Origin of the sequence: Streptomyces sp. R44 (assembly GCF_041053105.1) — a bacterium.
Lineage (GTDB): Bacteria > Actinomycetota > Actinomycetes > Streptomycetales > Streptomycetaceae > Streptomyces.
In genome coordinates this window covers 2,688,683-2,713,140 of record NZ_CP163444.1, presented here as the reverse complement: position 1 = coordinate 2,713,140, position 24,458 = coordinate 2,688,683, and the positions used below count along the sequence as shown (strand labels likewise).

At 64.3% G+C, this 24,458-nt stretch carries 24 protein-coding genes and 4 pseudogenes; 14 read left to right on the top strand and 14 right to left on the bottom strand.

Annotated elements, in window-relative coordinates:
* Positions 1-101: 101 nt before the first annotated feature.
* Entirely contained in the window at positions 102-2,090 is a 1,989-nt protein-coding gene (locus AB5J54_RS12610) for an ATP-binding protein (RefSeq protein WP_369144020.1), read from the bottom strand.
* 264 nt (positions 2,091-2,354) lie between these two features.
* Here AB5J54_RS12610 and AB5J54_RS12605 point away from each other — a divergent pair, with 264 nt between their 5' ends.
* Positions 2,355-3,560 carry a restriction endonuclease gene (locus AB5J54_RS12605; RefSeq protein WP_369144019.1) on the top strand — a complete coding sequence of 402 codons (1,206 nt, stop codon included), beginning with the start codon at positions 2,355-2,357 and terminating at the stop codon, positions 3,558-3,560.
* Positions 3,561-3,726: 166 nt separating this feature from the next.
* Here AB5J54_RS12605 and AB5J54_RS12600 read toward each other — a convergent pair whose 3' ends face one another.
* The 5 genes from AB5J54_RS12600 to AB5J54_RS12580 all read right to left on the bottom strand — a co-directional run bounded on the left by AB5J54_RS12600 (position 3,727) and on the right by AB5J54_RS12580 (position 5,782).
* Positions 3,727-4,074, bottom strand: coding sequence for a hypothetical protein (locus AB5J54_RS12600; protein ID WP_369144018.1), 348 nt, complete (start codon positions 4,072-4,074; stop codon positions 3,727-3,729).
* Positions 4,071-4,766 (bottom strand): GntR family transcriptional regulator, encoded by a 696-nt coding sequence (locus tag AB5J54_RS12595; RefSeq protein WP_369144017.1) that lies wholly within the window; start codon positions 4,764-4,766, stop codon positions 4,071-4,073. The genes AB5J54_RS12600 and AB5J54_RS12595 overlap by 4 nt, the downstream gene beginning before the upstream one ends.
* Positions 4,735-4,998 (bottom strand): hypothetical protein, encoded by a 264-nt coding sequence (locus AB5J54_RS12590; RefSeq protein WP_369144016.1) that lies wholly within the window; start codon positions 4,996-4,998, stop codon positions 4,735-4,737. Before AB5J54_RS12590 ends, AB5J54_RS12595 begins: the two co-directional genes overlap by 32 nt.
* Before the next feature lie 196 nt (positions 4,999-5,194).
* Positions 5,195-5,491, bottom strand: coding sequence for a hypothetical protein (locus tag AB5J54_RS12585; protein WP_369144015.1), 297 nt, complete (start codon positions 5,489-5,491; stop codon positions 5,195-5,197).
* A gap of 12 nt (positions 5,492-5,503) precedes the next feature.
* Positions 5,504-5,782 carry a hypothetical protein gene (locus AB5J54_RS12580; protein WP_369144013.1) on the bottom strand — a complete coding sequence of 93 codons (279 nt, stop codon included), beginning with the start codon at positions 5,780-5,782 and terminating at the stop codon, positions 5,504-5,506.
* Positions 5,783-5,860: 78 nt separating this feature from the next.
* Here AB5J54_RS12580 and AB5J54_RS12575 point away from each other — a divergent pair.
* Together AB5J54_RS12575 and AB5J54_RS12570 are read left to right on the top strand one after the other, a co-directional pair.
* Positions 5,861-6,626: pseudogene (locus AB5J54_RS12575) on the top strand (GntR family transcriptional regulator).
* Positions 6,627-6,757: 131 nt separating this feature from the next.
* A complete protein-coding gene (locus tag AB5J54_RS12570; protein ID WP_369144012.1) occupies positions 6,758-6,982 on the top strand; it encodes a cold-shock protein in 225 nt (74 codons plus the stop codon).
* A gap of 1,145 nt (positions 6,983-8,127) precedes the next feature.
* Here the strand turns inward: AB5J54_RS12570 and AB5J54_RS12565 are convergent.
* Positions 8,128-9,246, bottom strand: a complete 1,119-nt coding sequence (locus AB5J54_RS12565) for a toll/interleukin-1 receptor domain-containing protein (protein WP_369144011.1) — start codon at positions 9,244-9,246, stop codon at positions 8,128-8,130.
* Positions 9,247-9,592: 346 nt separating this feature from the next.
* Between AB5J54_RS12565 and AB5J54_RS12560 the strand changes: the two genes are divergently transcribed.
* Complete coding sequence (locus AB5J54_RS12560; protein WP_369144010.1) at positions 9,593-10,114, top strand: hypothetical protein; 522 nt, start codon at positions 9,593-9,595, stop codon at positions 10,112-10,114.
* A gap of 349 nt (positions 10,115-10,463) precedes the next feature.
* Here the strand turns inward: AB5J54_RS12560 and AB5J54_RS12555 are convergent, their stop codons facing one another.
* The 3 genes and pseudogenes from AB5J54_RS12555 to AB5J54_RS12545 all read right to left on the bottom strand — a co-directional run.
* A complete protein-coding gene (locus AB5J54_RS12555) occupies positions 10,464-11,915 on the bottom strand; it encodes a hypothetical protein (protein ID WP_369144009.1) in 1,452 nt (483 codons plus the stop codon).
* Between the two features lie 489 nt (positions 11,916-12,404).
* Entirely contained in the window at positions 12,405-12,686 is a 282-nt protein-coding gene (locus AB5J54_RS12550) for a hypothetical protein (protein WP_369144008.1), read from the bottom strand.
* A pseudogene (locus AB5J54_RS12545) lies at positions 12,683-12,901 on the bottom strand (UTRA domain-containing protein); the annotation flags it as partial. The pseudogene AB5J54_RS12545 and the gene AB5J54_RS12550, both read right to left, overlap by 4 nt.
* Before the next feature lie 578 nt (positions 12,902-13,479).
* Here AB5J54_RS12545 and AB5J54_RS12540 point away from each other — a divergent pair.
* Both AB5J54_RS12540 and AB5J54_RS12535 read left to right on the top strand, forming a co-directional pair.
* Complete coding sequence (locus tag AB5J54_RS12540; protein WP_369144007.1) at positions 13,480-14,346, top strand: tetratricopeptide repeat protein; 867 nt, start codon at positions 13,480-13,482, stop codon at positions 14,344-14,346.
* A gap of 26 nt (positions 14,347-14,372) precedes the next feature.
* Positions 14,373-14,624: pseudogene (locus AB5J54_RS12535) on the top strand (UTRA domain-containing protein); the annotation flags it as partial.
* A gap of 436 nt (positions 14,625-15,060) precedes the next feature.
* Here AB5J54_RS12535 and AB5J54_RS12530 read toward each other — a convergent pair.
* Positions 15,061-15,594 (bottom strand): SMI1/KNR4 family protein, encoded by a 534-nt coding sequence (locus AB5J54_RS12530; RefSeq protein ID WP_369144006.1) that lies wholly within the window; start codon positions 15,592-15,594, stop codon positions 15,061-15,063.
* A gap of 126 nt (positions 15,595-15,720) precedes the next feature.
* Between AB5J54_RS12530 and AB5J54_RS12525 the strand changes: the two genes are divergently transcribed.
* From AB5J54_RS12525 to AB5J54_RS12510, 4 genes are all read left to right on the top strand, one after another.
* The gene (locus AB5J54_RS12525; RefSeq protein ID WP_369144005.1) at positions 15,721-16,140 is read left to right on the top strand and encodes a DUF6578 domain-containing protein; all 420 of its coding nucleotides are present in this window, start codon (positions 15,721-15,723) and stop codon (positions 16,138-16,140) included.
* 302 nt (positions 16,141-16,442) lie between these two features.
* The gene (locus AB5J54_RS12520) at positions 16,443-17,081 is read left to right on the top strand and encodes a hypothetical protein (protein ID WP_369144004.1); all 639 of its coding nucleotides are present in this window, start codon (positions 16,443-16,445) and stop codon (positions 17,079-17,081) included.
* Positions 17,082-17,974: 893 nt separating this feature from the next.
* Complete coding sequence (locus tag AB5J54_RS12515; protein WP_369144003.1) at positions 17,975-18,481, top strand: hypothetical protein; 507 nt, start codon at positions 17,975-17,977, stop codon at positions 18,479-18,481.
* A gap of 754 nt (positions 18,482-19,235) precedes the next feature.
* Positions 19,236-19,775, top strand: a complete 540-nt coding sequence (locus tag AB5J54_RS12510) for a DUF4231 domain-containing protein (RefSeq protein WP_369144002.1) — start codon at positions 19,236-19,238, stop codon at positions 19,773-19,775.
* A gap of 33 nt (positions 19,776-19,808) precedes the next feature.
* Here AB5J54_RS12510 and AB5J54_RS12505 read toward each other — a convergent pair whose 3' ends face one another.
* A complete protein-coding gene (locus AB5J54_RS12505; protein ID WP_369144001.1) occupies positions 19,809-20,258 on the bottom strand; it encodes a lamin tail domain-containing protein in 450 nt (149 codons plus the stop codon).
* Between the two features lie 127 nt (positions 20,259-20,385).
* Here AB5J54_RS12505 and AB5J54_RS12500 point away from each other — a divergent pair, with 127 nt between their 5' ends.
* A complete protein-coding gene (locus tag AB5J54_RS12500; protein ID WP_369144000.1) occupies positions 20,386-21,201 on the top strand; it encodes an MBL fold metallo-hydrolase in 816 nt (271 codons plus the stop codon).
* Here the strand turns inward: AB5J54_RS12500 and AB5J54_RS12495 are convergent.
* Positions 21,143-21,901, bottom strand: coding sequence for a GntR family transcriptional regulator (locus tag AB5J54_RS12495; RefSeq protein ID WP_369143999.1), 759 nt, complete (start codon positions 21,899-21,901; stop codon positions 21,143-21,145). The two genes, AB5J54_RS12500 and AB5J54_RS12495, sit on opposite strands and share 59 nt — an antisense overlap.
* A gap of 188 nt (positions 21,902-22,089) precedes the next feature.
* On the opposite strand from AB5J54_RS12495, the gene AB5J54_RS12490 reads away from it, so the two are divergent.
* Together AB5J54_RS12490 and AB5J54_RS12485 are read left to right on the top strand one after the other, a co-directional pair.
* Positions 22,090-22,317, top strand: a complete 228-nt coding sequence (locus tag AB5J54_RS12490; protein ID WP_369143998.1) for a hypothetical protein — start codon at positions 22,090-22,092, stop codon at positions 22,315-22,317.
* Between the two features lie 127 nt (positions 22,318-22,444).
* Positions 22,445-22,780: a hypothetical protein gene (locus AB5J54_RS12485; protein WP_369141788.1), complete on the top strand. Its 336-nt coding sequence runs from the start codon at positions 22,445-22,447 to the stop codon at positions 22,778-22,780.
* 6 nt (positions 22,781-22,786) lie between these two features.
* Here the strand turns inward: AB5J54_RS12485 and AB5J54_RS12480 are convergent, their stop codons facing one another.
* Positions 22,787-23,770, bottom strand: a complete 984-nt coding sequence (locus AB5J54_RS12480; RefSeq protein WP_369143997.1) for an IS110 family transposase — start codon at positions 23,768-23,770, stop codon at positions 22,787-22,789.
* A gap of 352 nt (positions 23,771-24,122) precedes the next feature.
* Here AB5J54_RS12480 and AB5J54_RS12475 point away from each other — a divergent pair.
* Positions 24,123-24,329 (top strand): annotated as a pseudogene (locus tag AB5J54_RS12475) (DUF2277 domain-containing protein); the annotation flags it as partial.
* Between the last annotated feature and the right edge of the window lie 129 nt (positions 24,330-24,458).

The following is a 24,458-nucleotide window of genomic DNA, read 5'->3' as shown; positions in this document are numbered from 1 at the left end:
GGGCATGGAGCGGTCCTTCAGCTGGGTTTGCCGATCACACTGCCCTCCGGGGAAGGAGGGTCATCTAGACAGCAGACGACCCGGCTTGCCAAAACGCCCGGCTACTGGTCCTCGCTCGACTCGGTTGAGGCGGTTCCTGCACCTGCCAGCGCCTGCATCCGGCCGTCCTCAGGCGCTCGATCAAAAAGGATGTCGAAATAGTCCTGCCATTGCGACCTCGCCTTGCCGAGAAGGCCAGCCCAATCGGTCGCATCCATTCCCTGCCTACGCAGCCCAGCAAGCTTCTCAGTAAATCCTGCCGGCCTCTCCAATCTGTCTGCCACCATCAGACCAGTCACCGACGTAAAATCGCCACCTCGATTCGCAATTATCGCTTCTCGGAGGGAGAAAATGTATCGCTCGAACCGGCCGACGTGATCCCAGTCGGCCGTGACTCCGGGGCGCATAAATTCAATTACAAGAAGCTGATGTCCAGAACAGAGCACCAGATCCACTCGCCCCTTCCATCCTTCCAAAGTGTCAAGGGATGTCTCCCCGACCATCTTCATCAGGTTTTCGAGGCTCTTCTCGACCTTAAAAGTATCCCACTCCGGCGAGATCATCCACGGATTCTCCGCGATGTAATCTCGCACAGCATTCTCAAGTTCGCGATTCTTGATGCGCTGCTCAAGGCCTTCAAGGAGATTCAGTTGGATCTTAACGCGCTCCGCCGCATGAAGCGCGTTCATCGCCCGGGATTCAATCAAAATTCTGACAAGTGCGTCGGCATCCATCTCGCCGGTCTGGCCGAGATCATCGATCAAGTCGCGAAGTCGACCTCCTTCCCATGCGCTCAAGATGGCATTAGCCAAATCCTCGAACTGCTCGTCTGAAATTACGGCGACCCTGGCAAGCGATGTCAAGGCGCGATTCACAATCTTTCGCTCATGCCTCTCAAGCTTTCCGAGGCGCTGCGAGAACGGCTCAATCCTGGCGTTCATCGCCTTCACCTTCGACTCGGCGCGCCGATCTTGCCAGATCCTCAGAAGGGCCTTCACTCGATCCTGACCCCACGCAGCCAGGGGGAGAGCCGCGTCCGCCTCCCAGTTGATCCGCTGCCGTTCCGTCGAGATCAAATCTTTCTCTTGATCATCAATGAAGTCAGCCTCGATTCGACCTGACAGGTAACTCGTACCTTGCTGCCCTCCAATTCCGCCACTCAGATTGAAGAAGAAGGGACGCTGAGAGAGTTTATGATGACTGAAGATCGAGATGCCCGCCAGCTCTTCCTCATGGATCGGGTCCCGGTAGAAATGAAACCGCCAGCGAATCTTTTCTCCATTGGAGAGCCGCTCGACTCCCCAGCCTCCGTCGAGGGTCACGCCAGCCGGCGCTTCACCCTCGGCGTAGTCGACAGGGAAGGAGAACTGAATCTTCTCCACATTCTCCTCATCTGCGATCGGCTTGCCATCCACCAATACTTCAAACTCGTCCGAACGCTCCAGCAGGAGGAATCGTCGCGCCATGCTCAACCGAAACTGATCGCTATTCGGTCGCTTCTTGAGCGTTAGATTACGAAGATAGATGGTCGTGCCGCCATCCTTCCTCATGGACTCATTCGGGCCAGAGTAATCGACTACCTCCACATCGAGGCGGGTTTCGCTGGCATATCCGTCGGATTCTCCTGTGAGACGAGCAACGTCGAGCTTAAAAACCGTCCGCTCTCCCGTCTCTCGACTCACTGTGTCGACGACGACAAGATTCGCGATTCCGAATCCTGCGAACTTTCCGATCCCCTTGCGCCCCATGACCGGACGGCCGCCAACGGTGAACTCAGATTGCCGATCCTTCCGGCGATTGTAACCAACCTTCAGGTATCGATCCTGACACTGCTTAAGGGACATCCCCTCCCCAGTGTCCGAGATTACGATCTCGGCGTCTGCTGAAATGTCATCCGGCAAGCTGACCGTCACACGTCGAGCGTCAGCATCCCAGGAGTTCGAGACGAGTTCGGCAATTGCGGCGACCGGGGATTGATACATGTCGATTCCAAGGTGCTCGATCACTCGACCATGGAATGCGATGTACAGCTTGGCCGCTTCAGTTGTCACCGTATTCAACTTCTTCCTGTCTGAGGACGCTGCTTTCCGCCAGCGCCTTCTGGCCACCCGATCTCGCCAAGGAGCGCTCCCCGCCCCCGCACGCCGAGTCTCGCCCTAGCTATATGACATGGCCTGGCCGCGTGACAAGATCCTCAAAGACTAGACACGGAGGTTCTGTTGGGCGGCAGGTTTCGCGTAGGGCAGGTCTACCGCTACGCCAGCGGAAAGGACCCCCTACCGCAGGTGCTAGACGGCTACCCAAACTTCCACCACGTGACCTTCTCCCCAGGACTGAAGCGGGCGTTGCTCGAGCGTGGCATCAACGGGATGGCGAAGGTCTCAGCCCTCGACGGCGCCCGCAGGCCAGCCATCTTCATCCGGTCCAGCCCTTGGAAGGCAGGGACCGAACAGACGCCGTGGCACGACGTGTTCGACATGGACAACGGGCACGTCCGGTACTTCGGGGATCACAAGGCCGGCCTAAGCATGGCTCCGGGCACGACCACCGGCAATGCCACCCTGCTTGATGCCTTCGATGGCCACCAGGGTCATACGCCCGAAGCGCGAGCCGCGGCGACACCACTGCTGCTCTTCCGGTCGGTCTCTCGAAACGGGCAACCCAAGGGGCACGTTGAGTTCTGCGGGCTTGGTGTCATTGAACGGACCGAACGGCTCGTTCAGTGGGGTGGAAGCGACCACACCACGTTCGTCAACTATGTCTACGACATTGCACTTCTCGATCTAGCAGTTGAGGGCGATGAGGTCGCCTGGGAGTGGATCGAAGCCCGTAGGGACGAGACCGTCACAGACGCCGAGGCTGTCCAGCTCGCGCCCACGGCGTGGCGGGAATGGGTGAAGCACGGCATCTCAGCGCTGCCACGGCTACGACGTCGTGTCGCTCGTGCCAAGGTCAGCAAGGTTCGCGACCAGCGGCCTAAGCCTGGTAGCAGCGAACATGCCGACCTTGAACTGATCTACAAGCACTTCGACGGCCGCAAGCACGATTTCGAAGCCCTGGCGTCCGCGGTGGCGGCTCGTGTCCTGCGAGGATCCGGGCATAGCTACGTCGAAGGATGGTTGACGCGGCGCTCAGGAGACGGCGGCGCCGATTTTGTGGGTCGCATCGATCTGGGAAGCGGCTTGGCCGGCACGAACCTCGTGGTGCTGGGGCAGGCCAAGTGTGTGAAGCTCGACACGCTCGTCACCGCGGAACAGATCGCTCGCGTCGTGGCGCGGCTCCGGCGAGGGTGGATCGGCGTCTACGTCACCACCGGGGCGTACTCGGAGCCCGCACAGACCGAGATGGTCGAGGACCAGTACCCGATCGTTCTGATCAACGGATCAGAACTGGTGCGTGAACTCAGAGCTATGGCTAGGGACGACCACGGCGGCGACCTGACGGCGTGCATTGAACACATACTCGCTGGACAGGAAACTGTGATCACGAACCGCAGGCCGGAGGAGATCCTCCTTGAGTGAGCTCTGACGGTCGCGGTCTATTCGCGGACAGGCAGGGGGCATCCATGGGCCTGCGCGACCCTGACCTGCGGCAACGCAGAGAACGCACGGGGCCTCCGGAGCCGTGTGCCGAGAAGCCCCGGACTGAGTCCGGGGCTTCTCGGCGTCGTTGTAGGTGCGTTGCTCGTTAGCCGAAGGCCGTCGCCGGCAGCATCGGGCCCCCGGTTTCGTTGCCATGGGTGTCCGGGCCGGGAAGCGACAGGCGGTGACCGCGGCTCTCCGCGACGCGCAGCGTGTCCCGCAAGGATTCCGTGAGGTCGTGGGCCAGGGCGCGGAGCTCTTCCGGGGCAGCCTCCGTGTCGCCGAGTACCTCAGAGGCGTGGTCCAGGAGTTCTGCCGCCAGGCCGAGTTGGATCGCTTCGGTGTTGTCAGCAAGGCGGGACAGGTGGCCGTTGGCGTCGTCGGTGCTCAGGAAGCAGGGCTTGCCGTCGGTGCCCGACCAGGGGAGGAGCCGCAGTTCGTTGTCGCGCGTCATCCTTCCGTCTTCCTCTCTTCGGTCGTGGGGCGTGTGGTGAAGACTGCGTCCGCGCGGTCGCCGGGGAGCACCAGGAGCGCGGCTTCTACTACGCGGCCAGTGGCATCGGTTGCCACGCTCGTGATCGCGAGGATGGCCAGGGTGGAGCTGATCCGGAGAGTTGTTGCTTCCTCTGGGGTGGGGAGGCGGGCGGTGACCGTCTCTCGGACCTCCGTTGATATCGGCTCCGCGCTCTGGGGCCACGGCGACGAGCTGAGTTGGACGGCCGGCGCCAGGCCGCGGGGGACGTAGATGCGGGCCAGGCTGTGGGGTGACTTTCCCTCGTGGGTGATGCAGAGGAACTCGGTCAAAGGGCTGTTGGACGAGACCCTCAGTAGGGCTCTGAGGTGTCCGCGCGCCCGGAGGTTGGTCGTGCGGATGCTGACCTGGAGTGCGGGATCGAAGGGCGTGCGGCCACCGCCGGCGTACGTGATACGGCGGAGTGGGGGACGGACGAAATTCCCCTTGCCGTGGACCTTTTCGATGAGCCCCTCGGCTTGGAGGAGCGCGAGGGCGTTCCGCAGGGTCGCCGTGCTGACCTTGTACTGGGCGGCGAGCTGGGGCTCCGAGGGGAGGCGCTCGCCGGCCTTGAGGCGGCCCGTCGCGATTCGGGTTCGTAGGTCATCGGCGATGGTGTGACGGAGAGAAGGCACGGCGTGAGTCACCTCCTCTCAGCATCCGCAGGGCGATGAGTCGGGTCCGGGAGTGCATCGTCAGCAGCTCGCCGGATTCGAAGAGGAGGCGTTTGGCGCCGCCGGGGAGCTGGAAGAGGTCCGCGACCCGGCACGGCTGACCGCCGATCTGGATGACGTCTCCCAGTTGCACGGTGGCCGAGGTGATCTCGACGTTGGAGGCAAGGGCACCGCTGGGTGCCCATCCCCTCACTGGGGCACCTCCTTCGGTGTGTTCCGGTCGCCGGCCGGATGACAGGAGCAGTCGCACGCTTCGTAGACCACGGGGATGTCGACCGGCGCCGCGGTGGGGGCGGAGTGGGCGCACTCGTGATGTGTGCCGATCCGGCACGCGCTCGACCGGTAGGCAGCTGCGGCGTCTGTCACTCGCGGCTGGTGACGACGAGGCATCAGAGGGCCTCCGTCGGCGCGAACCAGGTGTGCGTGAGGAGGTCGTGAGGCAGGGGCGTCGAGCGCCGCAACGTACGCTCCTCGCTGGCCAGTACGTATGGGCGGACGAGTGCACTGTCCTCGCCCGCGAATACGTCCGTGCGGTTGTGGTGCGGCGCCGTGAGCAGCGTCGGCCAGTCGTAGAGGTCGTAGTGAACGATCGTCGGTCGGTTGGGCGTTAAGGGGCTGCGGTGCCTGCCCTTCGACGGGTGCCGCTCTCTGGTGCGCGAGACCGCGCGGCGGATACGGTTGAACATGCTGATCAGCTCCTATCGCTGACGGCCAGGTCCCCGGACGTCGCCTGTCGCGGGGACCGCTTTGTGTACGGCGGCCCATAACGTGCGGCCGTTCAGACTGCTGGCGAGAAGACCGAACCGATCAGCTTCCGCCACCACTTCCAGGGCCTCCCGCCATGTCTCGCCCGGGAGGGATTCCGGTACCTCCGCTTCGATCGACGTGTGTCGGGCGTGTGGCTCCACGCGTGTGGTGAGTCCGAGGGCGGACAACCGGGCGGCGATGGCCTCCGCGCTTACTTCCGGAGTAGGCACAGGGAGCCTCCGTCGCCGTGTGATCACTTTACGTGAAGCTAGTTAACTAGATTAGAGCTAGTGGACTAGATTTTCCATATGCCTGAGCAGCCGCCTTATCTCCGCATCGCGGATGTCCTTCGACAGCGGATCGCGGAGCATGAGTGGGCGCCTGGAGACCGGCTCCCCTCCCGTGCTCAGATCGCCCAGGAGTGCGGTGTCGGCGAGAACGTGGTCCGCCGGGCGCAGGAGCTACTGATCTCCCAGGGGGGTCCTGGAGGGCCGTGCGGGTTCGGGCACGTACGTCGCCGAACCTCGTCAGCGTGTTCGGGTGGTTCGGTCCTCGGCGCGCGAGCAGCGCGGCGGTTCTCCGTTTCGGGCTGACATGAAGGCCGTGGGGAAGCAGGGGGACTGGGAGAGCCGGACGGAGGCGAAGGTGCCAGCGCCGGCTGAGATCGCGGTGCGGCTCGGTATTGCCGAGGGGGACCTGTGCGTCCGGACCGTGTACGAGTTCCTTGCCGACGGTCGCCCCGTGCAGTTGTCGACGAGTTGGGAGTCGTACGACCTCACGGGCGGCACTCTCGTCGTCCTTCCTGAGGGAGGACCGCACGCCGGTGCGGGTGTCGTGAACCGTATGGCCGAGATCGGCATCACGGTCAGCCATGCCGTGGAGCAGCCCGAGCCAGCGCAGGCGACAGCAGAAGAGGCGTCACTTCTCGGGATCCAGAAGGGCTCCCTCGTGACGCACATCCGGCGGACGTACTACAGCGATGAGGGGCAGCCCGTGGAGACGGCTGACATCGTCGTGCCTGCGGCTCTGTGCGAGATCGTCTACGAGGTGCCCGTTAACCGGCAGCAGAGTTAGCGCAGCTCGGAGTATCTTCCGTGTCAGCTGCAATCCCGGTGCTGCAAAGACGGGCGATCGGGCAACGGGTCACCGGGAGTTTCCGTTGCTTGCGCCCGTACCAACGCCCGAACGCCCGTAGGGTTCCACCCATGGTGATTGCGACTGTCCGCGAGTGGAACGACGAGGAAGGTTGGGGCGTGCTCGACTCGCCCGAGACCCCTGGGGGGTGCTGGGGCCACTTCTCCGACATTCAGGCGGCGGGGTTCCGCACGCTGTCGCCGGGGCAGCAGGTCGAGCTCACCTGGGAAGCTCCCGGCTTCAAGCAGGACGGGTACGACTACCGCGCGCTGGGCATCGTTCCTCGATCCGCCTGACATCTACGGCTGACATCAACGAGCCCGGACGTGGGGGGTGTCGAGCGGTCATCAGCGGCATGGCAGGACGCTGATGAGGGCTTCGGGCGGCGAGTACGAGCGAACTTACAAAGCAGATGTCGGCGGTTCGAAACCGTCCGCGCCCACCAGGGAAAAGGCCCCCAGCCGATCACGGCTGGGGGCTTCTCCATGCCACGTCGATGCCACCTGACATCAACGATGGCGTAGACCAGGACCGGGAACGACTCTTGAGCAGTCGATCCCGGTAGCTGACTGCCATCGGGCGTGCCCGCACATGAGCGACCACGTCTGCTGGGACCGTGATCCGGAGCCACCGGAGGAGAAGACCGCCTCGGAGCCATGGCCTACAAGCCGATCACACTTTGACACCCCAAGCACTGCACCGCGGTAAGACTTTCTCTACTTCATCAAGGCACCCGCCGCGCACGGCGCGGCGCGCGCGGCCCGTCGCCCGGGCCTGCGCTCCTGTCTCCGCCCCGCTCCAGCCCGACCGCCGGCCGCACGCCTGACAGCTCGGGTTGATGAAGGGTGAACCACGATGCGGCCGAGGCGGTACGCGGGTGTGACTCAAAACGATGCCTCCGGCGGGGGCGCTCCGGCTCCGGGATGGGAGGGGGCCGTACGCGGGTGCCGGCCGGTGGGACGTGAGGGTGGGGAACTTGCATCCCGCCTGCCATCGGCCCAGGACAAGCCGAGCGGCCGCGGTGCCGGGCGTCAAGGTCGTTCGTACAGTGGCGCGCTCCACCTTGACGCCCGGCACCGCGGCCGCTCCACATACGTGTGGGCCGATGGCAGACGGGATGCAAGTTAGGCGAGGCGTGAATCGGTGAGGCTTCGATCCCGTCGCCTGCACCCCAGTAGGAAGATCTTGTCTGCCTTCGTGCGAGTGGATGAACTGCTGGTGCGTAGAACCCAGGTTACTTGGAGGAGGCTCGCGGAAAACAAGTCCTCCTCCAGTCGCTGCTAAATTCCAGACGAATTCTTCTACGTTTGAGCCCAGGATCGCCCCGGGTTCCATCTCTTCAGCACAGTCCACGACGTTGGGCGTAGGTCAGAGAGCTGTCGCCGATCTGCATGCCTCACGTGAACGCTGAAAAGTAGAATACTCGTCCGACCCTGCGGCATCACATGTGTGGACCATTGGCCCAGCGGTCCACCACTCGCGCGGTGTCTTGAATTTTAGTGATCCCGATCCTGGCCGGTTTGAGGGATCTCCTGAGGGGAGCGCTCAGTACCTCCACTGATGCCATGTTTTCGAGAAGTTCTGTCATGTTACCCACTACCTCGTGGAGATCAGCAGACTGTCGCATTGGCGCAACCAATTTCTCCAGTCCGGCCTTCCCCTCTTGAGTTGGTACCCGAGAGATTTGGTCGCTAATCGCATTCATTACAGCGTCGGCCTTCTCTGCCGTCTCTGCAAGCTTTACCCCAGAGTCGTGCAGTTTCTCCGACGGGATCTTCAGCTGATTGGCGATCGAGATTGAGACGGCTCGCATTTGCTGAACTGTCAAGCCAGGCTTGACCAACTTGGTTGCTTCGTTCACTACCTCAGACCACGAGCCGAAATCCTCCAGTACCTGCTCGGCAGCCTTCGCAAGAGCGGGAGTGAGGGTCTCCAACTCTGCCGCACTTGTCAGAAAATCACTGTTATCTTCACTGAGTTCGCCTTGGTCAACTCCACCCGAATCCTTAGATGCAAGCACGGGGGACGCTAGCTCTCCCCTCGAGATTAGTTCGATAAGCTCGTCGGTTAGGCCACTGAGTGCTCTGCGCCACTCCGGCGTTCCCGGGCCGGCAAGGAAGGTTTCCTCCAAGTTCTTATATTGCAGCGCCTTGATTGTCGCCACTTCTGGCATCGGATGGTCGGACCTGATGGCGTGGGCGCCGGCGATGACTACGGGAAGAATCAGGTACTGCACCCCCAGCCGCAACGCTCCTTGATGGAACGTGTTTAGTTCGTCCCGGCATGCGGAGCGGTTGAAGTATTGCATGGTGATGATCGGCATGAAGATCGAAGCGTTTTCCAGCTCGCTATCAATCCTAGACCTCCAGTTGTCACCCCATCCAATGCTTTCACGCGCAAAGAAGACCGAAAGTTCGTTGCCGGTTTTTGCTGAGTAAAACCGCTTAAGGTCGTTGGCAAACGCTCGCACAGCGTCATCGAACAGCTCGTCGTCCGAAAAGGCATAGCTGATAAAGAGCCGGTTCGCCTGAGAAATTATGGTATTGACGATGACCTCCACCCGAGCTGGAACGTAGACCCTTGGTATGCGTGCGGCCAGTATGACAACTGATGGTCCGCTTCGTGAGGTTCTGTGAAATGTTGTTGCTCTTGCACAGCGGGACGAGGGCCATGGAGCATGCACCGCTGATACCGACAGCCGTGAAGCAGCCCCATCATAGGGCGCAAGTACTGGCAGACGATGCCATAATGGCATCAGTCGGACTAGACCTCGCCAAGTGAATCAGTCACGTAGAGGTCAGTCGAACTCTTGATCGGTCAGGTCGAGAGCGGCTTCGGCCATTCGAAGGGCCGGTCAGGGGTGCCTGCCTGTATCCAAAACGACTACCGTAGGCCACACTTGCAGTGTGACAGCAGCCATCATCACCGCCAGCGCGAGCATTGTCGTCGCAGTTCTGGCATTTCTCCTAACCCAGCGGGCCCAAATTCGACAAGAGCGACGCCAGGCTCGTCTCGCGCGAATCAATAGCCAACTCCGAGAGCTTTACGGGCCTCTCAATACTCTCATTGAGAGTAATGAGAGAGTTTGGGAAGCATTGCGGGTTTCTTTTCTTCCCGCACAGGATGAGAGAGATCCAACCGCAAATTCGAGCGAGTGGCAGAGGTGGCGGGATCAGGCGCTTGTTCCAACTAATCGCCGAATGCGGGACTTGATTATCGAACGCGCCGACCTGATTGTTGAGCCCGAGGTTCCGCACCCCCTTCGCGACTTTTGTGCTCATGTTCTGGCCCTAGAGATTTCGATTCTAGAGGAGGCCGAAGGATTGCATAGGCGCGCCTTGATCGCACATCCGGGAAGCGCGTTTAATGAATATGTTCAGGGCTCGTTCGATCGACTTAAGAAGGAGCAGGAGAAGCTACTGGCGTGACGGGATATATTAATGATTCGGCCTCCCTTGAGACTTGTGATGGCGTCTGATTGGCATCCATCCAGATCTCCGTCTGCTGTCGCCAGCTCCTCTCTTATTTTATCTTTAGTCCAAGAGTAGTGCATTTGGCGTTCTGGTTGGATGACCTGATTTATCGGAGACACCGGAAAGTGCCCAGGGCTTCCCATGTACTGCTTTGGTAACGGCCCCTACCCTTTCCTGGGCAGGGGCCGTTTCATTGCCGGAGGGAGGATTTCAACCCGTGGCGATTCGGGCCGTTACGGGTTGCACGGCTACCTGTAGTCTTGAATGGCCTCTGGGGGAAGGTCGCTGACCCTAGGTAGAGGTGTTAGCGGGGGACATTCCAAGCGTGCACAAGAGCGTTGTGTAGCACGAGTTTCCCCTTGAGGTAAACGTCTGTATCTTCACGTCGGTGATAGAACTGCATGTAGGTCTCGGAGCCTCCTCGCAAGTTCCCAAGAGCCCCGGCAAAGAATAGCCACGTTAGGACCTTCTCGGATCTCTTGCGGCTCTCAACGGAAGCGTCTCCGAAGCATTCCTGTACGAACTCGTCGAGAGTAAACGAACTCTTAGGCAGGTGCCTAAGTGTGACCATAGCTTCGCGGACGAGGCTATCTTCGTCACCTTCGCGGCCAACGAGTTCGTTATTGATAGCGTCTACGAAATACTTTGACGAGTATTGCAGGACGCCCTCTCTGATGATTTCTTGTGTTACTTTCCCGTCTCTGGTCGTCGGGAGATTTCCCGATTCTGTAACCCTTCGAATGTGTTCGAACAGGCGCAGCATGTCCCTTGGTGTATGGCGCGTTAGGTTGAGCAAGTATTGATGGATAGCCACCCACTGGGGTGCCCCGCCACCCCTCCCTCCAATCTGCACGTCGATGGGGAAGTAGGTGTCGATAATGTCTGCAGGAGGGTTCGTGAGGAGCGATCCAGCTTTCCTGTTAACGAGCTTGAATAGGGGGGCCTGGCGTGGTTGGCCAGAGAGGATTCGCCAATCTAGGTCGGCTCCGAAATCCTCGCGCATCTTTCCGGCGTCGGCCAATGTCAACCTAGAGAAGAGGTCATTCCTGACAAGCAGGACTACGTGAGCGCTGGATCGTGAGGCACGCAATGCTTGATTGATTGAGTACACTGCTTGCACCATTGCGGAAATCGACGTGAAATACTTCGGGTCGTTCAGATAGATCGAGTCGATTCCGTCCAGGATCAACGTGTGTTTGTTTTTCTGGTTTGCGGATACCCATTTCTCAACAAAGGGAACAATATTGGCCAGATGGACAGAGCTGCTCTTTTCTCTTGAGAAGATCTCTCCAATCGTTGGGACTGGCACCTTAAACGTATTCTTAGTGGTTGCCAGTACCGCCTTTACTGGCGTCGGGTCCATGAAACCCTGACGTCTCAGCTCCTTTTCGACTCGCTGGACCTCTGCATTTGAGTGGAGAGGGCTGGATTGATCGGTCAAGATGAGATCGAGGAGGGCGCAAAGAATGATCAGCTTCCATGCGGTTACCGTTCTCCCGATTCCTGCATTGTCGCCAGTCTTCATCTTTTCTACGTCGGCAATCGGGAGCTCGCTAATGTCGCGAGTGCTGACCAGTTCCGTCGAGGACGCAGTAAGATCCATATACCAAGCAACTGCCGACTTTCCCGCGCCTTTGGGTCCTAGTACCAGGAACTTCTTTCGGCTTTGCAGGTCTGGGACGATTCCTTGAGGATCGATGAAACTCTTAATGAAGGCGTCAGGGCTGTCTCGCGCTTCGTTCTTGCTATCGGCCATGCCGAAGTAGAGTTCGGTGAATTTGGGCGACTGAGTCACTGTAGTCCTCGAATCGGCGTACCACTGAACGGGAGTGTGCAGCTGGCTCAGGTAACGATGGCCAGCCCTGTGAGCAGGATGCCAGATGTGTGAGTGCTGCGCGGCTTTCTGAGCTTCCGTCGAGTGGAGGGAGCTGACAGCCGTAACTGTGGCTCCCTGCAAAGGCGGTAGGTCTCGCAGAGGGTCCGCGAGGTCCCACAGCGCCCAGCGGGTGCCAACTGAGAAGCCTTTGTGTCCACGAGGTGCGGCCTGTTCGTGAGCCGAGAGCGCCCGCCATGCCACTTGTAGGACGTTGACCTGCGGGGGCGAGGGAATGCACGGCCTCCGAACTTGTGCCAGAGAAGCCCCCAGCGGAGATGCTGGGGGCTTCTTGATCGTGCACGCGAGAGTCCTGCATCCTGAGGTGGTTCGAGGAGGCGATGGCCTTGTTGATGTGGGCGGGGGACCCACCTATGGGAGGCGACGGCCGCGGCTCTCGGCAACGCGTAGCGCCTGTTCCAAGGCTTCCGCGAGGTCTGTCGACGTGGCTCGCAGGTCCGCCGGGTCGAGCTCCGGCAGGTTCAGTATTTCGATCGCGTCGGTGAGTGCCCCGGCCGCATGGTCGAGGTAGGTCGCTTCGAGCCTGTCGGCCAGGCGGGACAAGCGCCTGTTGCTGTCGTCAGTGCTCAGGAAGCACGGCTTGCCGTCGGGGCCGGACCAGGGGAGAAGCCGCAGTTCGTTGCGGGAGGTCACTTACCCGCCTCCTCTTCCTTGGGTGTCGGGTGGGTGGTGAAGGCCGCGTCGGCGGTGTCGCTGGGCAGCGTCATGAGTACGGCCTCGATCACGCGGCCCGTGGTGTTGATGGCGATGCTTGTGATGGTCAGGACCGTCCGCGTGGAGCTGATGCGAAGAGCCGTTGCTTCCTCTGCGGTGGGGAGGCGGGCGGTGACTGTCTCGTGGGATTCCGCCCAGTCTGAGTTTCGACCGCCGGGCCAGGAGGATAGGTCGCGGTGTGCCGCCGGTGCGAGGTCGCGGAAGAGCGGACGGCACGGCTACGAGGGCGGCAACGATGGTTGGATCCACGACAGATCATGATGCCCTTAGCAAGGGGCTTTCTCCAGAAGATCTGAGTGAACAGCTAAGAGTGGACGGCACCACCCGGAAGATCGATGGTCTCCGGCCGTGAGCCAATCAACCATTCAGTTCCTCCTCGCTCTCCTCGGCGTCATCGGCACCCTGGCCGCTGCCATCACGACTCAGCTACTACAGCGCGGGGCTGAGCGGGAGCGGAGAGAAGCTGACGACGCCCGTAGATGGCATGCAGGCCGCTTTCGCACGTCCAAGGACCTCCTCTACAAGGTGATGGAGACACAGCGGACCCTCTGGAGTGCCTGCGCGGCACTCCCAAGCGCCGATGAGCGGGCGCGCCTTCGAGAGGCCGGCCACACATCGTTGGCGGTTGTCACAAGTGTTGATGTTCCCCCCTTCCAGCACCCTTCAGTCGTCGTGCGAAACTCCCTCCCTGGTCGGAGAGAGGGACAGGGGCGTGGAGAAGTCCGAGGCGAAGCGGTTGCTGGAACGAGCTCGGGAGATGTGGGATGCGGAGGAGTGGCTGCGTTCCGCCGAGCTGTACGAGCAGGTCCTTGCTCACTATCCGGACGAGGGCCCCAGCGCGGAGTGGTGGTACGACGCGGCACTGGCGTACAAGTTTCTGCGTAACTGGGCAAAGGCCTACGAACTCGGCCGTGAGGCTGCTGCCCGCTCGCTGCGCGGCGAGCAGGACCCGGCGTTTTGGAACCTGGGGGTCGCTGCCACGATCCAGCGTGACTGGTCGACCGCCCGTGACGCTTGGGAGGGCTTCGGAATCCCGATGCCAGAGGGGGAGGGGGAGATCAACGGCGCCTTCGGCCCGGCGTGCGTGCGGCTGGACACGGGCGGCGAGCGCGAGGTGGTCTGGATCCAGCGGCTCTGCCCAACGCGAGGACGCGTGATGAACGTCCCTGCCACGAAAGGCCGGCGCTTCGGGGAGATCGTCGTCCACGATGGGGAGCCGACCGGCGAGCGGACGTACAACGGCCAGAGAGTCGCTGTCTTCGACGAATTGCTGCTCTTCGAGACCTCTCCACTGCCGACGCTGCATGCGACCGTAAACGCAGCGGATGCATCCGACGTCGACGCCTTGGTGGCTTCATTCTTCGCGCAGGACTTCGGTGCCGAGCCGGCGAGCAGCTTCCACATGCTGTGCGCATGCTGCAGCGAGGGGCGGGTCGACTGGGATGAGGCCGGCGTGCCGACACATGGTGGCTCACAGACCGTCTGGCTGGCCGCCCCTGAGACCGAGGCCCGGCAGCTACTGGATGCGTGGGCGATCGGCGGCGAACGCAGCTGGAACGGACTGGAGCTGTTTGGTTGAGCCCCGGGCGTGACGGGAAGGTGCGCGCCGGGGCCGGCGTCGTGGATCGGATGGCCCAGATCGGCGTCACCGTCAGCCACGCCGTCGAGCAGCCGGAGCCGCGGCAGGCCACCGCCGAGGAAGTGTCGCTCCTCGGGATCCAGAAGGCCGCGCTCGTCACGCACATCCGGCGGATCTACTGCAGCGACCAGGGGCGGCCCGTCGAGACCGCCGACATCGTCGTGCCCGCCGCCCTCTGCGAGATCGTCTACGAGATCCCCATCAACCGGGGAAGGTGAGAGGGGGGTGGGGTCCGAGCTGAGGATCCCGAAGCGTGAAAGCTCAGGGGACCCCTACCGTGCCACCCCCCCTGGCCGCCGTGTTCCGGGGAGGAACATCGAACCGGCTCAACCTTGGCCAGGACGCTACAGCCGACCACTGACAACGCCCGAGAGCACGTTCCGCACCATGGCTGCTGGCCGCTCCCCTGCCCCGACTGCGCCCGACCCATGCAGTGGAAGGGATTCGCTCCCTTCACGCGCGAGGAGGACGGCAAGAGGGTCTGCCGCTCCCTGTGGCGCTGTCAGCAGGACCGGGTCCTTTGGTGGCACTGGGCCGACCGCCCAGACGAACCGGACGGTGGATGACAGCAGTCCTCACGGCCCCTTACGACCGTCGCGAGCTGCGGCCCGACCCCGCAGGCGTAGTGGCCCAATCCAGCTCACCTGGAAATGTTCAGCGGCACAACCCCATGATGGTGTCGTCGAAGTCGGGGAACTCCTGTGTGGCCTGCGCGACGATCGTCGCCGCCGACGCACGGCAGGACGGAGCGTGCTGCTCCGCGATGGCCGCCAGGTCCTCGTTGACCCTGGGAGCCCAGTCGGGCTCGGGTTCGTAGAAGGCGGCCGCTTCCCACGGGCCGAAGCCGTCGGCCAGCAGCCACAGGAAGGTGCCCAGGTCGCGGGCGACGACTCCGGTCTCTCCTTCGGAGCCCATGAAGACGACGGGCTGCTCTGTCAGGTCCCGGCCGGGACGGGTGAGCCAGAAGGCTACGTTCCCGCCGGTGCCGTCCTGGCCGAAGACGCGGAAGTCATCGCCGGTCAGGTCGCTGTTGCCCGTCCACGCACGGAGCCAGTCCGTTGTCTCGTCGGCAGTCAGGAAGGACTCGTAGGGTTCGAAGTCGACGCCGTCCTCGCCTATGCAGTCGAGCCGGACCGCCATGGCAGCGGCGAGCGCAGCGGGAAACTGGCGGTCTTCGTTCGGGGTCATGCGAACAGATTAGTGACCGCTCGGGAGGCCCACGAGGCCGCTGGCCTCACCGGCTGTGCACGTGGGCGTTCGTGGGAGGCCTGTAAGAGCAGCTGTGAGGAGCCGCCCGCAGCGGACAATGGCGTCATGACGTTGACGATTTGGGTCGATGACTGGCAGATCCAGTGCTGCGGAGAGAGCTTCGCGCCAGGGGACGTTGTCTCCTGGACGCTGCTGGAGGTCGATCCGGAGGACTACGTCGACGTCGTCGGTGTCGAACGTGCTGATGAGATCGACTTCCGCGAGGAGCATCACGGCCAGGACGAGGGACATGCGCCCGCCTCGGTGGAGGTGGTGTCGATCGTCGAGGTGCACTGCCGTTACGGGGTACCCCCGGGCGCCACGGACAAGGTGAACTACCCCGTTCCGGGCACGACCGTGCTGGTACCGGTTGAGAGGGCGGACGGGTGGGCGAAGGCCAGGCCGGACGTCAGGTTCGCGGGCTACTTGGTGACCGCCCGGTGTGTCGCCGACCTGCCGGAAGGCGCGGCTGCTCACGGTCGATGAGGGAGCTGGCGGATGTGTGCCAGATCGAGCGGTCAACCGCGGGCACTGCGGCCTGTTTCAGCCGTCGTGGCGCACAGAGAGGCTGAGCTGCCAGGGCGGATCAGCTACGGGTGCCAGGCTTGCAAAGGAGACGTCGGCGGTTCGAAACCGTCCGCGCCCACCAGGGAAAGGGCCCCAGCCGATCATTGCTGGGGGCCTTTGGCGTCCACTTTTGACATCAACGTCCATGGTCACTGGGCTCTGGGGCCCGCCCGGCCGATCATGATGACCGTCAGGGCTGCGATTCCGTCGAAGGGGGAACGGTGGAGGACGTTTTCGACACGACCGGGCGACCGCCGAAGGGATGGATGCACGCGATCTTCCACGGTGGCCCGTACGGGGAGGACGTGGGGCGCTGCATTCCTGGCCCTCCCGCGCCGACAACCCTCGCAGTGCCGCTGGCGGAGGACGGTGTCCACGTGTACCGCCTGTGGACGGTGGGGTCGTGGTCCGATCCGGACGACCCCATTGCGGTCTACAACCCTGACGGACCCCCCGTACCGCCGTCTCTCCTGACCGGTCAGGAGAAGGAGTGGGTCCGGGATAGGCATCAGAAGGAGGGTCTCGGGCCGCTCAAGCTTGTCGCGCTGGCTCCCGACGGACGGCTGGTCCGCGACCCCGACGCCTCCATCATCGAGGCGATGCTTGCCGGGCTGCGACATAGGGAGTACCTGCTTCTTCAGCGGATGACCGACCAGGGTGAGGGCGACTGGTACCTCCAAGTCCTGCTCGACGAGGACGACAGCTACGAGGTGGTTCACCAAGCGGGCACGGCCGCTGAGCGCGAGGGGACGCGGTCAGCTTCCCAGACCGCAGTCTGTGATGCCGTCCTCCGCTGGGCAGCCGATCAGTCGAGCTGGCAATCTGCACGTGAAGGACCCAAGACCGGGGACGACTCCTGAGCAGCCGGTCCATGTGACTCACGGCTTCGCGCTGCGTGTCCTGGACGACGTGGGTGTAGATGTTCATCGTGACGGCGATCTGCGAGTGCCCGAGATCTCCTTCCCGCCCCGCGCCGGCACGCCTGCGGCGAACAGGAGCGTTGCGCACTCTTGCCGGTGTCGTGCAGCCGGATTCGGGGAGCCCCGTCGCCTCCGTGATGCGCTGACGCGAACGGATCTGGTTCATCGGCTTGACCGTGCGGCCGGCATGCGTCGTGAGGTGTAGTCGGTGTCCTGCCAGTCGTGCCCCCCGGTGGCACGCGTATGAGGGGGAGGGGGACGACATGCCTCCGACGGCCTTCGTGGAGCACTCGTAGGCTCGGCGGGTCGTCGAGGCTGCCGGGAGTCGCGCGCAAAGGGGCCTCTGGTACCAGCCGTGTCGCACCCATGTCTGATGAGGCGGGGCGCTCACGGGGAGTGGGAGATCCCGCGGGTGAGCGTCGATCTACCTTCTCCTGAAAGGCGCAGGTCAGTGCCACTCTTCGCCTCCCGCCCTCCTGAAGTGGGTGTCGAACAGGGCGTGAATTGCCGGAAGTTGCAGGCCAGGGGTGTTGGGCATCGGTATGATCCCACTTGGCAGCTGCGCCGCCTGAGCCACTACGTCGTGCCCACACCACTTCGTACACCCTGGCCAAGGTCCTCAGTGGATCGCGCAAGACTGGTTGACGCTCAGTGAGGCAGGGTGTGGGTAACTGCCGGTCTGGAAACTGATGGTCAAGCATTCAACCAGAAAGCGTGCTGCGCGGCGTCGTCAGGCAGCCGAGAACGTGCCGTACTCCGTTGCTCGCAGGACGAGCGAACCCTCGCTCGTCACCGGCCCGCGAGACTCGCTCCACCACCCCTACATCGGCTCCGTGGCCAGTCATTGGGCCGGCTCCGGCATTCCCGTGATCGGTTGGCGGGCCGGCGGATCGGGCGTGGACCGTTGGGGCGGGATCTGGTTCGACGAGGACTTCCGCGACGACCACGGCTGTGTGTTCCACCAGCTGCACTGGAGTCCTCGTGTCTACTCGCCGTCTGACCGTAGTGGCTGGGAGATGCATCTGATCCCTGCCGGGCGCGAACAGGGAAAACCCAATTACCACCTGCCCAGTCGTTTCGACCTCGCTCGGCGTGTCTTCGTCCCCTCCCCGCAGCAACTCCTGTCGGACCTGATGGTCTTCACCAACGGCGCCGACGCATCCCCCCGTGTCTCCCGGACTCTCATCGAGGCAGCCTCGTATCGGCTCGACGAAGAGGGCCTCGTCCCGCAGCTGGAGAAGTACGTCAGCAAGGTGGAACAACGGATGGGCGTAGCCCAGTGCTGCCTGGCAGGGATGTGCGATGCGGAAGGACCGGTGCTCTACAGTGCCATCGACTGAAAGGCGCATATCGCGCATCGACGGGTCCACCGCAACGGGCTGGATCACAGCGCTCACGGGGCTGATTGCTGTCATCACCGCAGCACTGCTCGCGTGGCATGGTGCTGCTGGGGCCGCTGCAGCGGTCGCTGCGATCGGCAGTGGATCGTCCCTGGTGGGCAGCGTCCACGTCAGGGTCACCGTCCGGAGAGAACGACAGAGTGGTAACCAGCCGAGCACGTACGGCGCCGTTGACGGATCCCCGTAGGTCTATGGCTTGGATGGTCGCCGCACCTTTAGAGCACTGCCTGCGTGCAAGGCCGTGCAGTTAGCAGGGGTGGCGGCGGTCGACGATGTGGCTGGCGGGCGCGTCCGCGCCTGCTGGCTCAGCCACGAGGTCGACAGATCACCGGCCGGGCGCCCTGGCCTCTCTCCGCCTGTGTACTGACGCGCGATCGCCCCCCGCCGGGCCGTCTTGGGGCAGTAGACGGGCGCTCGGTAGCGACTGGAGTCGACCACTGCCGGCGGCTCGTCAGCACGTCACGGTGCTGTTCGATTTGGTGGTCGTCACAGGTCGCGGCCTCAGGTGATCAGTTATTGACGTTCCTGAACGTCCGCGGGAAGCACTGTTCTTCGTCGAGATTCGCGATGACGATCGGTGGCCGTGCCGCGCCTCGGTGCCGCCTGCGGCCGGGATCCGTGGTTCTAGCGGCGCTTGGTGGAGGGTGTGAGGTGGGAGTTGACGGGAGGTTGGGCTTGCCGGTGTACTCGCGGTATGGCTGAGGTGGGGGACGCGCCCGAAGTGGGCGTGACGGGTGGCGAGATGACGCCGCAGCGGTACATGGAGACCAGGCTCGCGCAGTACCAGGGGTGGTACGACGCCAAAGCGACCCGGATGAAGGCCATGCATCTGCGGATGCGGACCGTCTCCGTCGTCGGCGGCGCCCTGGTGCCCGTGTTCGTGAATCTGGACCTGGGGTTCGCGCGGGTCACCGCCACGGTCCTGAGCGTCGTGGTCGTCGCCGCCGTGTCGCTCGAGAGTGTCTACCGCTATCGCGAGCAGTGGAAGAACTACCGGTCCACCGAGCAGTTGCTCGGGCATGAGCGGGTTTACTTTGAGACCAAGGTCGGGCCTTATCACAACCTCGCTGAGCGCGAGGCGTTCTCTGTTCTTGTTTCGCGTGTCGAGAAGGCCATCGCCAACGAGAACTCCGCCACCCTGAACGTCATGACCCTCGGCGGACAGGTCAACTCCGACGTCCAGCAGCACGGGGGTGGCGTGCCCGGGGCCCGGGAGGCGGCCGAGGCCTCCTGACCCCCGGGCCCCGGCCTCAGGCGCGGTGCCTCGTCAGCACCACTTGTAGTCCACCCGCGTCGAGTTGTACGCGCACGTGTCCACGCTCGTGCCGTTCGACTTGCGCAGCGTCGCCGTGTCCTTGTCGTTGTTCCAGACGTACGCCGCGCGGTTCTGGTAGACGTTCGCGGCGGTGTTCGTGCCCCGGCCCGTGCGGACCGTCACGATCTTGCCCGCGCCGAGCGAGAAGGCGCCGAAGGTGTACTTGTGGTTGGCCGCGTCCGTCAGCGTCCACCCCCGCAGGTTGACCGCGGCGCCGGTCGTGTTGCGTATCTGGACGTACTCGGCGTTCAGGCTGCTGTTGGACCGGTTGTCCGTGCCCGGGCTGTCGTAGTAGACCTTGTACAGGTGGACCGAACCGGCCGCCTGCGCCTGCGAAGGCAGCAGGAGGATGCCGGAGGCGGCGGCCGCGGTCACGGCCGCGAGCGTGCGTACGCGAAGCATGAATGTCCCTCAGTTCTCTGCCCGGCACCCGCCGATGGGGCCTGGCGAGCACACACGATACGCACGATCTTCACTTCTTCTGCACGGATTCAGGTCAGTTGTCGGCAGCTCGGCCTAGACTCGACGCATGGGCAGCGACTTGTTGCGGATCACCGTCCTCGGGTCCGCCACCCCCTTCCCCCGGCCCGGCAACGCCTGCTCCGGCTACCTCGTCGAGGGTGGCGGCGTCCGCCTCTGGGTGGACGCCGGGACCGGCACCCTCGCCGAGCTCCAGCGTTACGTGTCGCTCGGGTCGGTCGATGCCGTGTGGATCTCCCACCTCCACGCCGACCACAGCGCCGACCTGCTCACCGCCTCCTACGCGCTGCTGTACGCCGGGCTCGACCTCCCGCTGCCCGTGCCCCTCTTCGGGCCGCCCGGCATCGCCGATCGCCTCGCCGCCTTCCTGACGAACGGACCCGCCCGCAGCCCCGTCGAAAAGGCCTTCGCCGTCGAGGAGTTGCACGACGGGCATGTCGTACGCGTCGGGGGGCTCACCCTTCGCTCCCGCGCCGTCGAGCACGGCGGCCTGCCCGCCTTCGCCCTGCGCGTGGAGGACGAGGCAGGGGCCTCCCTCGTGCACTCCGGGGACTGCGAGCCCTGTTCCTCCCTGGTCGAGCTGGCCGAGGGGTGCGATCTGTTCGTCTGTGAGGCCGACGGCTCTGCGCCCGGGCATCATTCCGCCGCCCAGGCCGGACGCAGCGCCGCCGACGCCCGTGCCGGCCGGCTCGTCGTGACCCACGTCGGGCCGGGGACCAGTCCGGCGGACGCCGTCGCCCTGGCCGCCGCCGAGTTCCCCGGCGACGTCGTCCACGCCGACCCCGGCGCCCGGTTCGAGGCCGCCGCTATGCGTCGAAGTCGTACTCCAGGACGTACGACGACGAGTCCAGCGTCATCTCGTTGAGCTCCACCGCCATCCCCGGCCCCGTGAACGCCGTGCGCCCGATCAGGACCACCGGCGTCCCGAGCTCCAGGGAGAGCCGGTCCGACTCGTCCGCCGTCGGCATCCGGCAGCGGATCTCCTCCCGGAACCGCACCGGCCGGTGCCCCAGTTCCGTCAGCCGCGCGTACGTACCGCCCGGGCCCGTGTCCGGCTCCGCGATCGGCGTACCGCGTACCAGCTCGGCCGAGAGGTACGAGACGGAGAGCAGCACCGGCTTCGCGTCGAGTACGAAACGGCGGCTGCGGACGCAGACCGGTGCCCCCGGCGCCAGGTTCAGCGCCCCCGCGACCCGGTCCCCGGCCTCCGTCTCGCCCACCTCGATCTGGTCCACGACCAGCTCCCGGTCCTCGACGTCCGCCGACCACACCGAGCGGCCACTGCCCCACTGCTCCCCGGCGAGGCGCGGGATGCCCCGGCGGCGCAGCGGGCGGAAGACCCGGACGAAGACCCCGGCGCCCTTGCGCGCCTCCGTGAGCCCTTCCGTACGCAGGACGGAGAGGGCCTGGCGAGCGGTCATGCGGGCCACGTCGTAGGTCGACATGAGGTCGTTCTCGCCGGGGAGCCGATCGCCCGGCGCGAAGGCGCCCGACTGGATCGCGGTTCTCAACTCGTCGGCGATGCGCTGGTACTTGGGCCGACGAGCGCTGTCCTGGTCAGTCACGGGTGGACCACTCCCTTCCATTGCGGGACACCCTACGGCGCGCTCCTCGGCCCCGGTGCACACCAGTACGCCGTCCCGCCCGGTCGATCCATCCATCGGGGGACATCTCTAGAGATACGTTGACAGGGCGGGGTCGCCGCGCTTCCCTGAGTGTCCCCAGGCTTCAGGATTCGGGACGGAGGGGATGCGTGCAGCCACTGCCCGAGGTCGGTGACCTCGTCCGCGACACCGCCACGGGGCGGGTCGGTTTCTATGTGGAGTGCGTCTCCGGGCGCTTTCTGATCCGCGCCGTCCACGGCGGCGGCGAGTGGGAGGCCGAGCCCGTCGACGTCCAGCCCGCCACGCCCCTGCACGAGCTGCGGGCCCGCACCGCCGAGATCAACGCACGGAGCAGACGCGGGCTCGGGGGCGGGTGAGGGGGCGGGGGTGCCCCTATGTCTTTGGTCAAGCTGTCTAGGCCTCCCATCGCCCATGGCGGTGTCAGCCCGGTGCGATAGTTGGCGCCGTCGCAGGTGAATAGGGTTGCTAGCCGCAGGGGTATGAGTGGAACGGATCACTGAGGACCAGGTCGCACGGCTGGCTGGCTTCGTGTCGGCACGCATCCCCGAAACCGCTCCGCTTCAAGGCGAAGCCCGCCGCACGGCCGCAGCCCTGCGCCTGGCCGCGAACAAACAGATCGCGGCGGTGATCTTCCACCGAAACTCACCGGCTGAGCACTCAGGGGAGACGGAGCTGCATGCAACCGCCTCGTGGAACCTGCTGGTCGCCTTGGCTGGAATCTGGCACGACCACCCAGACTTTCCCGCTGACGCCGCCGTAGAGACTTTCGATTTCGACTGCGAGTCGCCCCTCTCGACGTCCATGCAGCGCGACTCGTGAGCGATCTCATGCCACTGCGGTAGGCCGGGACTCGTAGAAGGTTCCGTCGCGGAGCATTGCGAAGAGGACGTCGGCCCGGCGTCGGGCGAGGCAGAGCAGGGCCTGGGTGTGGTGCTTTCCCTTCCTGGCTCCGGTCCTGACGCCGACTCCCGGCATCGAGATCAGGACCTTCGAAAGAGGGTGTGCCTCCAGCAGTTCCTCGATTCGCCCGGCCAGTAGTTTGCGCTGGTCCAGGACGGCCGTCAGTGAGCTGGCCAGGCTCGGGACGATCAGTGAGGCCGCGTCCGTGCCGGGAACGGTGACGGTCTGCTCGTCCAGGGCCGCGAAGATCTCTTCAACCAGCCGCTCGGCCATCCGCGGCGCCTTCGGCCGTAACAACGTGACCAGTCGGCGCCTGCCCGCCTTGCGGATCTGGGCGGGTGAGCCGAACCGCTCCAGCAGGGCGAGGACGGCTGGGTGCTGCAACCGCGGCCCCAGGACCCGTTCCAGCGACGGATGGATCTGGGTGAGCAGGCCGTGCAGCCGGTTGGCGACCCGGGTTGCCTCGCCGGCCAGGTCGTCGTCGAAGCCGACGATCATCTCCAGCTCGGCGACTGTCTCGTCCTCGCCGTCGATCGCCCGCAGCGTGTGGGGCATCGCTCGGGCGGCGTCGGCGATGATGAACGCGTCCCTCGCGTCGGTCTTGGCCTCGCCTGGGTAGAGGTCGGCGATTCGCCGCATCGTCAGGCCGGGCAGGTAGGCGACGGGGCAGCCCATGTCCCGGGCGACTGCCAGCGGCAGGGCCCCGATCGAGGCCGGCTGGTCGACCACGACCAGCACCGTTCCGTGCTTGGCCTGGAGTTTCGCGAACAGCTCGCGGAGCCTGGGTTCGGTGTTGGGCAGCCGCTTGTCGAACGCCTTCTTCCCGGCCGGGGTGACGGCGGTGGCGTGGTGTTCGCCCTTGCCGACGTCCAGGCCGAGGAATACGTCGATGTCGCCGATGTCGATCACGTGCAGGCCCCTCCATCACGCTTTCGTCCGGCCTTGCCTCGGCACCGAGCTGCCACACCCACGTTACGGAGAGCTTCCGGCTCGGGTGAAGCCGGTGCTCAAGCCCCTCATTAGCGGTCCGTCGATGCCTCCGGGCCCGGTGACACCACCCCCCCGGATCATCAACAACAGGAGGGGGAAGTCATGCCGGACCCGAGGCCGGAGGCTCCATTGCGGAGCCGTGAAAAAGGTAACGGGGGGGGGTAGGTGAGGGGGTAGGTCAGGGGGCGGTTCCGCGGGGTTCCACGGGTGGTTCCGGGGGTTCCGCCGGCCGTTCCGGGCGGTTGTCAGTGGGGCGCGCCACACTGGAGACATGTGCCGCAGCATCAAGACTCTCCGTCCGCCCGCGCTGCCCGAGGAGGCGACCGAGGACGACATCCGCGCCGCCGCCCTGCAGTACGTCCGCAAGGTCTCCGGCTTCCGCGCCCCCGCCGCCCACAACCGCGAGGTCTTCGAGCGGGCCGTGGACGAGATCGCCGACGCGACCGCGAGACTTCTGGACGGTCTGGTGGTGCGCGGCGCGCATCGCCACGATCACCACGACCACGACCACGACCACGACCACGATCACCACGACCACGGTGCTGACGTCAGGGCGCGGGAGCCTCAGCCCGTGGCTGTCGCGGCGCGGTAGCCGCCCGCCTTCTGT

Coding starts and splice junctions, on each gene's coding strand:
- AB5J54_RS12600 (WP_369144018.1), bottom strand. CDS start 4,074: ATGACGCGCGACAACGAACTGCGGCTCCTCCCCTGGTCGGGCACCGAC.
- AB5J54_RS12585 (WP_369144015.1), bottom strand. CDS start 5,491: ATGTTCAACCGTATCCGCCGCGCGGTCTCGCGCACCAGAGAGCGGCAC.
- AB5J54_RS12570 (WP_369144012.1), top strand. CDS start 6,758: ATGGTGATTGCGACTGTCCGCGAGTGGAACGACGAGGAAGGTTGGGGC.
- AB5J54_RS12555 (WP_369144009.1), bottom strand. CDS start 11,915: ATGGCCGATAGCAAGAACGAAGCGCGAGACAGCCCTGACGCCTTCATT.
- AB5J54_RS12530 (WP_369144006.1), bottom strand. CDS start 15,594: ATGACCCCGAACGAAGACCGCCAGTTTCCCGCTGCGCTCGCCGCTGCC.
- AB5J54_RS12525 (WP_369144005.1), top strand. CDS start 15,721: ATGACGTTGACGATTTGGGTCGATGACTGGCAGATCCAGTGCTGCGGA.
- AB5J54_RS12510 (WP_369144002.1), top strand. CDS start 19,236: ATGGCTGAGGTGGGGGACGCGCCCGAAGTGGGCGTGACGGGTGGCGAG.
- AB5J54_RS12505 (WP_369144001.1), bottom strand. CDS start 20,258: ATGCTTCGCGTACGCACGCTCGCGGCCGTGACCGCGGCCGCCGCCTCC.
- AB5J54_RS12500 (WP_369144000.1), top strand. CDS start 20,386: ATGGGCAGCGACTTGTTGCGGATCACCGTCCTCGGGTCCGCCACCCCC.